This window comes from Castellaniella sp. (assembly GCF_049650445.1).
In the GTDB taxonomy this organism is placed as follows: domain Bacteria; phylum Pseudomonadota; class Gammaproteobacteria; order Burkholderiales; family Burkholderiaceae_B; genus Castellaniella.
The window spans coordinates 21,015-32,528 of the sequence record NZ_JBASAD010000003.1; the positions used below are offsets into that span (position 1 = coordinate 21,015).

General features: G+C 63.2%; 9 protein-coding genes. 1 reads left to right on the forward strand and 8 read right to left on the reverse strand.

Translation table 11 applies throughout. The features are described 5' to 3' along the window. Positions 1-15 precede the first annotated feature (15 nt). From WA983_RS00820 to WA983_RS00840, 5 genes are all read right to left on the reverse strand, one after another. Positions 16-933: an ABC transporter permease gene (locus WA983_RS00820; RefSeq protein WP_424247162.1), complete on the reverse strand. Its 918-nt coding sequence runs from the start codon at positions 931-933 to the stop codon at positions 16-18. Positions 934-937: 4 nt separating this feature from the next. After that, positions 938-2,002: an ABC transporter permease gene (locus tag WA983_RS00825; protein WP_424311479.1), complete on the reverse strand. Its 1,065-nt coding sequence runs from the start codon at positions 2,000-2,002 to the stop codon at positions 938-940. After that, on the reverse strand, positions 1,995-3,554 hold the full coding sequence (locus tag WA983_RS00830) for an ABC transporter ATP-binding protein (RefSeq protein WP_424249944.1): 1,560 nt from the start codon (positions 3,552-3,554) through the stop codon (positions 1,995-1,997). The genes WA983_RS00825 and WA983_RS00830 overlap by 8 nt, the downstream gene beginning before the upstream one ends. Positions 3,555-3,785: 231 nt before the next feature. Then, complete coding sequence (gene leuE, locus WA983_RS00835) at positions 3,786-4,421, reverse strand: leucine efflux protein LeuE (RefSeq protein WP_424249946.1); 636 nt, start codon at positions 4,419-4,421, stop codon at positions 3,786-3,788. A 116-nt stretch (positions 4,422-4,537) separates the two neighbouring features. Next, positions 4,538-6,049, reverse strand: a complete 1,512-nt coding sequence (locus WA983_RS00840; protein ID WP_424249948.1) for an acetyl-CoA hydrolase/transferase family protein — start codon at positions 6,047-6,049, stop codon at positions 4,538-4,540. Positions 6,050-6,154: 105 nt separating this feature from the next. Here WA983_RS00840 and WA983_RS00845 point away from each other — a divergent pair, with 105 nt between their 5' ends. Beyond that, positions 6,155-7,072 carry a LysR substrate-binding domain-containing protein gene (locus WA983_RS00845; protein ID WP_424249949.1) on the forward strand — a complete coding sequence of 306 codons (918 nt, stop codon included), beginning with the start codon at positions 6,155-6,157 and terminating at the stop codon, positions 7,070-7,072. Between the two features lie 71 nt (positions 7,073-7,143). On the opposite strand, the gene WA983_RS00850 is transcribed toward WA983_RS00845, so the two are convergent. From WA983_RS00850 to ahpC, 3 genes are all read right to left on the reverse strand, one after another. Then, positions 7,144-8,736: a methyl-accepting chemotaxis protein gene (locus WA983_RS00850; RefSeq protein WP_424311480.1), complete on the reverse strand. Its 1,593-nt coding sequence runs from the start codon at positions 8,734-8,736 to the stop codon at positions 7,144-7,146. Positions 8,737-8,982: 246 nt separating this feature from the next. Beyond that, positions 8,983-10,554 carry an alkyl hydroperoxide reductase subunit F gene (gene ahpF / locus WA983_RS00855; protein WP_424249953.1) on the reverse strand — a complete coding sequence of 524 codons (1,572 nt, stop codon included), beginning with the start codon at positions 10,552-10,554 and terminating at the stop codon, positions 8,983-8,985. 159 nt (positions 10,555-10,713) lie between these two features. After that, entirely contained in the window at positions 10,714-11,277 is a 564-nt protein-coding gene (ahpC, locus tag WA983_RS00860; RefSeq protein ID WP_424249954.1) for an alkyl hydroperoxide reductase subunit C, read from the reverse strand. Between the last annotated feature and the right edge of the window lie 237 nt (positions 11,278-11,514).

The following is an 11,514-nucleotide window of genomic DNA, read 5'->3' on the forward strand; positions in this document are numbered from 1 at the left end:
GTAGGACGACAACAATCAGTGATTGGGGTTGAACACGCGTCCCAGGGACGCAGGCATGTTGATGCGGATCCAGTTCACGTTGCGCGAGATCAGGACCAGCACCAGAATGGTGGCCAGGTAGGGCAGCATCGACAGCAGTTGAGAGGCAATCGGCACGCCCAGCGCCTGCATGTGGAAGGTCAGGATGGTGATGCCGCCGAACAGATAGGCGCCGACCAGCACCCGCAGCGGGCGCCAGGTGGCAAACGGCGTCAGCGCCAGAGCGATCCAGCCGCGCCCGGCGACCATGTTCTCGACCCACATCGGCGTGTAGACCAGCGACATGAAGGCCCCGGCCAGACCGCAGCAGGCCCCGCCGAACAGCAAAGCCGCCAGACGGATACGGCGCACCGGATAACCCAGGGCATGGGCGGATTCGGGGGATTCGCCCACGGCGCGCAGGATCAACCCGGGACGCGTGCGATACAGGAACCAGGTCAGCCCGACGGCCAGCGCCAGTGCCCCGTAGACCAGGGGATGGTGCTGAAACAGTGCCGGGCCGACAAACGGCAGATCGGCCAGCCCCGGCACCGCCCAGGATGCGGCCTGGATCGTGGCGCCCACGTAGGGCAAGCCGATGAAGGCCGACAGGCCGACGCCGAACAGGGACAGGGCCAGACCGCAGGCGACCTGATTGGCCCCCAGCCAGACCACCAGCCAGGCGAACAGACCGGCCATCAGGGCGCCGGCGGCCGCGCCGGCCAGAAACCCCAGCCCGGAACTGCCGAACTGCACGGTCACGGCAAAGCCCAGGGCCGCCGCCACCAGCATCATGCCTTCGGAACCCAGGTTGATGACGCCGGATTTCTCGTTGATGAGCAGGCCCAGGGCCGCCAGCATCAGCGGCGTGCCGGCGTTCATGGCGGCTGCGATCAGGGGAGCCAGTACGTCCATGGTGTCAGCGCCTCCAGCGCAGGCGTTGGTGGATCAACACATCACAGGCCAGCAGCGAAAACAGCAGGATGCCCTGGAAGATGCCGGTGATGTCATCGGGCATGTTCAGGCGCGTCTGGGACAGCTCGCCGCCGATGTAGAACAGGGCCATGACGAAGCTGGCGAAGATCACGCCGATGGGATGCAACCGCCCCACAAAGGCGACGATGATGGCGGCAAAGCCATAGCCCGGCGAAACCGAGGGCGTGAGCTGACCGATCGGCCCCATGATTTCACAGGCGCCGGCCACCCCCGCCAGCGCGCCGGAGCCCAGCATGCAGCCCCACAGCGCGCGGCGCGAGGAAAACCCGGCGTAGCGCGCCGCCAGCGGTGCCAGCCCCCCCACGGTCAGGCGGTAGCCGGCGAACAGGCGGGACAGCAACAGCCAGGCAGCCAAAGCCGCGGCCAGGGCCAGCCCGAAACCCAGGTGCAGGCGGGTGCCCGGCCACACCGGCAGCAGGAATCCGTCGTCGAACAAGCGCGACTGGGGAAAGCCGAAACCGTCCGGGTCGCGCATCACGCCGTGCACCAGATAGCTGAGCAGCAGTTGCGCCACATACACCAGCATCAGCGACACCAGGATTTCATTGGCGTGATAACGATCGCGCAGCCAGGCCACCAGCCCCGCCCACAGCGCGCCGCCCAGGGCTCCGGCCAGCAGCGCCAGCGCGACCATCAGCGGTCCGCCCCCACCGCCAGTCCCGTCATCGAACTGCAGGATGAAGGCGCCGGCCACGATGGCTCCGACGACCAGTTGGCCCTCGGCCCCGATGTTGAAGATGTTGGCGCGAAAGCACAGTGCCAGTCCGACCGCACACAGCAGCAACGGCGCCATCTTGACGCCGACCTCGGCCCAGCCGTGCCGGCTGGCGAGCGGTTCGATGAAAAAGACGGCCAGACCCTGCAAGGGCGGCTTGCCCATGGCCAGAAACATGCACAGGCCGCACAGCGCTGTCAGCGCGACCGCCAGCAGCGGCGACAGCCACACCATCCGGCGCGAAGGCTCGGCGCGAGGGATGAGCTCAAGCATGGACGGCCTCCGCAGCGGCAGGAGCATGCCCGGCCTGAGCGCCTGGCGCCTCGGCCCCGGGCCACAGACCACTCATCCACTGGCCGATCTGTTCACGCGTTGCCTGAGCGCGGTCGATGGCGGGCGACAAGCGCCCCTTGGCCAGAACGACCAGACGGTCGGAGAGTTCGAACAATTCGTCCAGTTCCTCGGAAATCAGCAGGATGGCGCAGCCCGCATCGCGCAGCGCCAGCAGTTCGCCCCGGATCTGCGCCGCCGCGCCCACGTCCACCCCCCAGGTGGGCTGGGCGATGATCAGCAGCCGGGGCCGGCGCACGACTTCGCGGCCGACGATGTATTTCTGCAGATTGCCCCCCGACAGGCTGCCGGCCAGGGCCTGGGGACCGGGCGCCTTGACGCGAAAGCGTTCGATGATGTCGGCGGTGATGCGGCGCACGGCCCCGGTGCGTATCCAGCCGCGCCGCACCGTATCCGGCCCCTGGTGCGAGAGCAGCAGATTGCGCGCCAGAGACAGTTCGGGCACGGCACCGCGTCCCAGGCGCTCTTCAGGCACGAAGGCCATGCCGCGCGCGCGCCGCCAGGCCGACGAGCGCTGGCCCACGGGCTGGCCGTCGAACAGCATGCCGTCCCGGGCGGCGCGCGTGTCTTCGCCCGACAGCACGCCCATCAATTCCTGCTGGCCGTTGCCGGACACGCCTGCCACGCCCAGGATCTCCCCTGCATGCAGGTCGAAGTCGACGTCCACCAGCGGCGTGGCGAAAGGGTGCGCGGGCGGCAGGTTCAGGCGGCGCGCCTGGAACAGCACAGGCCCCTCTTGCCGTGCCCGGTGCTCGTGCACCGGCAGATCGGCGCCGATCATCAGGCGCGACAAGCCAGCCTCGGTTTCCTGGCGCGGGTCGCAGACCCCGGTGACCCGGCCGGCGCGCATCACCGTGCAGCGATGGCACAAGGCGCGGATCTCGTCGAGTTTATGGCTGATGTACAGAATGCTGCAGCCTTCGGCCGCCAGTTGACGCAGCACCTCGAACAGGCGCAGCACGGCCTGCGGCGTGAGCACCGAGGTCGGTTCATCCAGGATCAGCAGGCGCGGCTTGCCCAGCAGGGCGCGCACGATCTCCACGCGCTGGCGTTCGCCCACCGACAGGGTATGCACGTGGCGGCGCGGCTCGACGTCCAGGCCGTATTGCGCCGCCGTGGCGGCGATCCGCGTTTCGAGCACCTGCATGTCCGTACCCGGCGGCAGGCCCAGGGCGATGTTTTCCGCCACGGTCAGGGTGTCGAACAGGGAAAAGTGCTGGAACACCATGCCCAGGCCCAGGGCTCGTGCCGCTGCCGGGTTGGCGATCCGGACTTCCTGCCCATCCCAGTGAACCGTGCCCTCGTCTGGACGGACCACGCCGTAGATGATCTTCATCAGGGTGGACTTGCCGGCCCCGTTTTCGCCCAGAATGGCGTGGATCTCGCCGGGTTCGACGGTCAGATCGATTGCATCATTGGCCCGGACGGCCGGGTAGGATTTGCTGATATTGCGTAAAGCCAGTCGCGGGGACATGCAGGCATCCTGTTCGAATCGTTCGTGAAACACCCGGGATGCAAAAAATTCTACTCAGGATGCGCAAGGCCACCTAAAGGGGATAAACCCCTACCCTGGCCGGACATGCGCGACCCGCCACCGCCGCACCAGAGGCGCAACGGGCGAAAACACCGGAACATCACTCAATATGAATGATCAACATTATTGCACGATGATGATGTTCTGTAACAGCGTCCGCACGGGAACATTTCAGGCTTCAAACGCCATGCGCCCCGCAAACCACAGGAACAGCAATCCCACCAGGCCGCTGCCGGCGCGCGCCAGGCCCTGGCGCCGCCTGAACGACGTCGCCAGGCGCGAACCGCCGAAGATCAGGGTAGACAGATACACGGCGCTGCAGACCTGCAGGATGGTCGCCAGGATCAGAAAGGACAGCGCGGGATGCGGGTAGGTCGGATCGACGAACTGCACGAAGAACGACAGCAGAAACAGGATGGCCTTGGGATTGAGCAGGCTGAGCAGCAGCGCCTTGCGAAACGGGCTGCCCGGACCGCCGGCGACCGCGTGAGTCTGCGCCGGCCCCGGCCGCCAGGCCGACATCAGCAAACGGATCCCCAGGTACGTCAGGTAAACCGCCCCGGCGGCCTTCAGGGCGATGAACACCATGGGCAGCAGCCGCAGCACCGAGGCCGCACCGGCCGCCGTCAGCGTCATCAGGATGGAATCGCCGACGAACACGCCGAGAGCCGCCTGATAGCCGGCGCGCACACCGCGCCCGGCGCCGATCGCCAGCACGAACAGGGAATTGGGTCCCGGCAGCAGGATGATGAACACCACGCCGGCCAGATAGGTCCAGACGTCCAGCACGCCGTATTGCGTCAGCATGACAGGCCTCGCCACCGAAAAAAAGGAGAAGGCGGTATTCTATCGCCGGCCGGCCCTGCCGGCGATAGAAGGCGGCGCAACGCGGACAGCCTGAAGCCGGCGACGCGCCGCCGCATTCACGCGCAGGCCAGCGACTCGGCGACGCGCATCGATCCCGTATCGGCATACCGCTCGTGCCAGGCCAGCGCCTCGCCGATGAGGTGGGGCGTATGGCCTCCCTTCGCACAGGCGCGCTGGAAGTAATCCATCAAAGCTTCCCGGTAGTCCGGGTGCGCGCACTGCTCGATGATGCGGGGCGCACGCTCTCGCGGCGCCAGATTGCGCAGATCAGCCAGCCCCCACTCGGTCACCAGGATGTCGACGTCATGCTCGGTATGATCCACGTGGGCCACCATCGGAACCACGCTGGAGATGTCGCCGCCCTTGGCCATCGACTTGCTCACAAAAATCGACAAGTGCGCCTGGCGGGCGAAATCCCCCGAGCCGCCGATCCCGTTCATCATCCGCGTGCCGCCGACGTGCGTGGAGTTCACGTTGCCGTAGAGGTCGAACTCCAGCGCGGTATTGATGGCGATCACGCCCAGGCGCCGCACGATCTCGCAATGGTTGCTGATTTCCTGGGGGCGCAACACGATACGCCGGGCATATTCGTCCAGACGCTCCATGAAGTGGCGGTACATGGGCTCGGACAGGGTGATCGAAGACGCCGAGGCGAAGGATACGCGGCCCGCGTCGATCAAGGCGATGGCGCTGTCCTGGAGCACTTCGGAATACATCCGCAGGTTGCGGAACGGCGCATCCACCAGTCCGTGCACCACGGCGTTGGCGATCGTGCCGATACCGACCTGCAGCGGCAGCAGCGTATCGGTCATGCGGCCTGCGGCCACCTCGCCCTGCAGAAAGCCGGTGATGTGGCGGGCGATCGCCCGGGTATCCTCATCGGGCGGCAAGGCGGTGGAAGGACTGTCCGGGTGATCGGTGACGACGATGGCGGCGATGCGCGCAGGATCGACGGGAATCGCCGGCGTGCCGATGCGCTGATCCGGCTCGGTCAGGGGAATGGGTTTGCGTCCAGGCCGGTCCTCAGGCAGGTAGATGTCGTGCAGGCCCATCAGACTCATGGGCACACTGGTGTTCAGCTCGACGATGACCTGCTCGGCCTGGGCGGCGAAGCTGGCGGAATTGCCGACGGACATGGAGGGTACGATGCTGCCGTCGGGCAGGATGGCCACGGCCTCGACCACGGCGATGTCGATCCTGGGCAAGTGGCCCACGCGCAGTTGCTCCACGGTCTCGGACAGGTGCTGGTCGATGAACATGACCCGACCTTCGTTGATTTCGCGACGCAACCGGGCATCGGCCTGGAACGGCAGGCGGCGCGCCAGCAGACCGGCCTCGGCCATGACGCCATCGCTGTCATTACCCAGGGACGCGCCCGTAATCAGGTTCAGCCGCAAAGGCTCACGCCGCGCCCGCTCCGCAAGCGCCGCAGGCAGAGCCTTGCAATCCCCGGCTCGCGTGAAACCGCTCATCCCGACCGTCATGCCGTCCCTGAACAGCGCAGCGGCCGCCGACGCCGTCATGATCTTCGATCTCAATCCGGCACATTGCAGGCGCTCCATCATCATGGTCTCCTCGTCTATTGATGCGATGATGAAACGAGAATATCATTGGCAATATTCATTAAATAGATAGATACAATTCTATTTATTCATAGTAATAGGCCTGCCACGATGGATATGCGCGCCCTCAGCTACTTCATCGAAACCGCCAAGCGGCAAAATTTCACCCACGCCGCAACGGCCCTGGGCGTGACGCAATCGACGATCAGCAAGATGATCCGACAGCTCGAAGACGAGATCGGCGCCCCGTTGCTGGACCGCGAACGGCGACCGGCGCGGCTCACCGACATGGGGCGCGTGGTCCTGGCGCGCGGGCAGGACGTACTCGCGGCGCACAGTGCCCTGCTGCGCGACATCACCCGCACGCAGACGCTGGAGCTGGGTCGGCTGGATCTCGGCCTGCCGCCGATGATCAACCGCCTGTTCACCACGCCACTCAAAGAGTATCGCCAGCGCTATCCCAGGATTGAAGTCGCGTTGCATGAGGACACGGGCCGCGCCATCGAACACCAGGTGGCCGAAGGCCGGCTGGACCTGGGGTTCAGTCTGATGCCCGTGGCGCCGGAGCTGGGCCTGCGCCCGCGGATCGTCGCCCGATACCGGATTCTGGCGATCGGCCAACCCGGGCTGATGCAGGCGCTGCCCGCCTCGCCCCACATCCGGGACTTGAACGGACGGCCGTTGGTGCTGCTCGACGACGACTTTGCGCTGGCCCGCCTGTTGGACCGGCAATTCCAGGCGGCCGGCTATGAACCGCACGTTGCCGCCCGCAGTGGCCAGTGGGACTGGACGCTGTCCATGGCACAGGCGGGCATGGGCATTGCACTGCTGCCCGAGCCTTTCATCCAGGATCCGGAATCGCTGGGACTCGACGCCCGCCCCCTGGGCCCCGAGACGCTGAAATGGGACATCGCCCTGTTAGCGGCCGCATGGCCAATGCTCAGCCACGCGGCCCAGGCCTGGGTGGACCTGTGCCGCCAGCACATCGACGGCCCCTGGCCCCGGATGGAGGACACCGAACCTGATTGAACGACCGGCCCGACGGTGGAAAACGCCCACACGCCGCACAGGCTTCGCCTGCTTGCCCTCTCAGGCAGGTTTTACCGGGCCAATACCATGCGATGACCCGGTTGTACGGCCTCTGCCTCAAGGGTCACGACATTGGGCAGTTTGAAGCGCGACACCACCAGAGCCAGCTTGCCCGCCTGATCCTCCAGGCTTTTGGCAGCGGCTGCCGCCTGCTCGACTAAAGCGGCATTTTGCCGGGTCGTATTATCCATTTGCGTGACTGCCTGGCCAATTTCACCAATACCGACACTTTGCTCCTGACTGGCCGCAGTGATTTCGCTCATGATGACAGCCACTTCCTTCACTGACCTGACCACCTCGGACATGGTGCGGCCAGCTTCTTCGACCTGACGGTCGCCCGCTTGCACCCGCGCAACCGAATCATCGATCAAGCTTTTAATTTCCTGTGCAGCGGCTGCGGAGCGCTGCGCCAAAGTACGCACTTCTGAAGCCACGACGGCAAAGCCACGACCTTGCTCACCAGCGCGCGCGGCTTCAACCGCAGCATTAAGCGCCAAAATATTGGTTTGAAAAGCAATACTATCAATGACGCTGATGATATCGACAATCTTGCCGGAGCTTTCCTTGATGGACTCCATCGTATTCACCACGCCAGCGACAGCATCGCCCCCCTTGGAAGCAATTTCAGATGCCGTGCTTGCCAAGCCATCCGCCTGCCGGGCGTTATCGGCATTTTGCTGAACGGTGCTGGTCAGTTGCTCCATCGCCGTTGCGGTTTCCTCCAGGCTGGCCGCCTGGGATTCCGTACGCGCCGACAAATCCGAGTTGCCCATCGCAATTTCCGTCGCGGCAGTATCGATGGTTTCCGTGGCCTGCTGAATATCACGGACGGACTGGGCCAGATTTTGCTGCATGGTATGCATGGCGAACATCAGACTATGCCGATCACCCTGGCGCAAGGCTACTGCATTAGAAAAATCGCCTGAAGAAATATCGCGAGCGATTTCCGCAGCATAATCGGGCTCGCCGCCCAGCTGTCTCATGACGCTACGTGTCAGCCACGCCATCATGACACCACCCAGCACCAAGGCAGTCACCGCCAGCAATAAACTGATCATCAGGATTTTCTGGGTGAAAGCGGCCATTTCCGCTTTTGACAGCTCGACTGCCTCTTGCCTGTCGCGTATGGATGTGGTGAGCAAATCGCGCATTTCACGCCATACCGGTGTTTCATCGTTTGCAATGGCCTGTATCGCCGCTTGTTGCTGGCTTTCGCGAGCCATTCCAACGATGCGTTCCTGTATGTTTTTCTGCGTATTCCGCAACGTATTGACTGCTTGCAACATTTTTTGCGTTGACGCATCATCCGCCCCAACACGACCGGCAAGCTGATAGGCTTTCTGAAAGGCACCCGCAGCATTGTCAAGATTTGCATAAGCCCTTTCATTACCAGGATCCATGACGATGTTGCGTAAAGCCTGCCCCATCTGCAAACCTTGGGTATACATGGCGTTTTCAGCCTGCAGCAGACTCTGATCAAAATCGATGAATTGCTGAAAACGTGATTTTGTGCTTTGCATGCCGATCAACGCCATTGTCAATGCCAGCAAAAAAACCACAAAGGAAACCCCTGTGGTCAACACAATCTTGTTTCGCAGTTTCATAAAATACTCAGAAGGGATGTTCAGACAAGCCGCATGGACAAGCACATTTTTTTATCTTTTTTTTCGCAATAACGGCATACGGCAAAAAAGGCCGATCGAAATTATAAGCATGGCCTCTGTTTTTATAAGGCTAAATTAACGTCAAATAGTCATATACGGCACAGCGTTACAGCGACACGCCACACGTCACATGCAAAAAAGGCCCTGCAGATTTTGCAGGGCCTTGGATGAACACCGAAGACTCAATCAGGCGGCAGCCGTCGCCTCCGCCTCCACCGAGCTGCGGATCAGATGGTCGAAGGCTGACAGCGCGGCTTTGGCGCCATCGCCAGCGGCGATGATAATCTGCTTGTACGGAACCGTGGTCGCATCGCCCGCCGCGAACACGCCGGGCACCGAGGTCTGGCCCCGGGCGTCGACCATGATCTCGCCGTGCTTGCTGAGCTCGACCGTGCCCTTGAGCCATTCGGTATTGGGCACCAGGCCGATCTGGATGAACACGCCTTCCAGCTCGACGCGATGCGATTCGCCACCCTGACGGTCCTTGTAGCTCAGGCCGATCACACGCTTGCCATCGCCATGGATCTCGGTGGTCTGGGCAGAGGTGATGACGGTCACGTTGGGCAGACTGCGCAGCTTGCGCTGCAGCACGTCATCGGCCCGCAGCGCATCGCCGTACTCGATCAGTGTGACGTGGCCCACGATGCCGGCCAGGTCGATTGCCGCCTCGACGCCGGAATTACCGCCGCCGATCACCGCCACGCGCTTGCCCTTGAACAAGGGGCCGTCGCAGTGCGGGCAATAGGCCACGCCGCGATTGCGGTATTCGTCTTCGCCGGGCACGTTGATCTGGCGCCAGCGCGCGCCGGTCGACAGGATGACGGTCTTGGCCTTCAGGACCGCGCCGCTGGCCAGTTCGACCTGGACGGACTTGCCCGGCACCAGCTTGGCGGCCCGCTGCAGGTTCATGATATCCACTTCGTAGGCCTTGACGTGCTGCTCCAGCGCGACGCCGAACTTGGGCCCTTCGGTTTCCAGCACGGAGATGTAGTTCTCGATCGCCATGGTGTCCAGCACCTGGCCACCAAAACGCTCGGCCACCACACCGGTGCGGATGCCCTTGCGAGCGGCATAGACGGCCGCTGCCGCACCCGCCGGGCCACCGCCGACCACCAGCACGTCGAATTCTTCACGGGCGTTCAGGGCGTCGACCTTGGCCTCGTCATTGCCGACATCCAGCTTGGCCAGGAATTCTTCGACTCCGGCACGGCCCTGATGGAACAGTTCACCATTCAGGAACACGGCGGGCACGGACAGGATCTCGCGCTGCCGGACTTCGTCCTGGAACAGGGCGCCGTCGATCGCCACGTGGCGGATGCGCGGATTGATGACCGACATCGCATTCAGCGCCTGGACCACGTCCGGGCAGTTCTGGCACGACAGGGAGAAATAGGTTTCGAAGGTGTAGTCGCCCGGCAGGTTGCGGATCTGTTCGACCACGTCCTCGTCCAGCTTGGGCGGATGGCCGCCGACCTGCAACAGCGCCAGCACCAGCGAAGTGAATTCGTGGCCCATGGGAATACCGGCGAAGCGCACACCGATGTCGGTGCCCTTCCGGGCGATTTCGAAAGACGGCACGCGCGCGCCAGCGGCGTCATCCGTCAGGGTGATCTTGTCGGACAGACTGGCGATTTCTTCCAGAAAGACGCGCAACTCCTGCGCCTGGGTGCTGCCATCCAGGGAGGCGCGCAGCTCGACGGACTCTGTGACCCGTTCGAGGTAGGTTCCTAATTGTCCTTTGAGGTTCGCATCCAGCATATTCACACCTTTTTGGAAAAAAACTGCCCCGGGACAGACCTTTATGGTACTGCCCAATGAGGGTATCGGGGTCAAAATGCGGCCCGCCCGTGGACGGGCCGCGATCGCTCCGGACACGCGGGCGGACCGTGCCGCCGCGCGCCGTTCAGGCGATGGAGATCAGATCTTGCCGACCAGATCCAGCGAGGGGGTCAGCGTCTTGGCGCCTTCTTCCCACTTGGCGGGGCAGACTTCGCCCGGGTGGCTGGCGATGTACTGGGCAGCCTTGACCTTGCGCAGCAGTTCGGACGCGTCACGGCCGATGCCGAGATCGTGGATTTCCAGGACCTTGATTTCGCCGGCCGGGTTCACCACGAAGGTGCCGCGCAGCGCCACGCCTTCTTCTTCGATCAGCACGTCGAAGTTGCGCGACAGCGCGTGGGTGGGGTCGCCGATCATCGGGTAGTTGACCTTCTTGATGGCGTCGGACGTGTCGTGCCAGGCCTTGTGGGCGAAATGCGTGTCGGTGGACACGGAATAGACTTCAACGCCCAGCTTCTGGAATTCGGCGTAGTGGTCGGCCAGGTCTTCGAGTTCGGTCGGGCAGACGAAGGTGAAGTCGGCCGGATAGAACACGAACACGGACCACTTGCCGGCGACGGTCTGCTCGGAGACGTCGACGAACTTGCCGTTGTGATAGGCGGTGGCCTTGAAGGGCTTGATGGTGGTGTTGATCAGGGACATGAAAAAAGCTCCTCGTTCAGGGGTTCAGTGAAAGGGCCATGAGGCCAACGGAGACCAGTGTAGGCGAGCCCATTCCATAAGTAAAATTGATTGTTTAAATAGAGTCGATTGCTTTCAACTATTGAAATGGGCTCTGTGTTCTGAAACATGATTGAGAGGCCCCTCTCTATGCGGAATTAGCATGGATAAACATGCAAAAAAATCATGAATTCCCAGTATGATGCCGAATTACTCCAA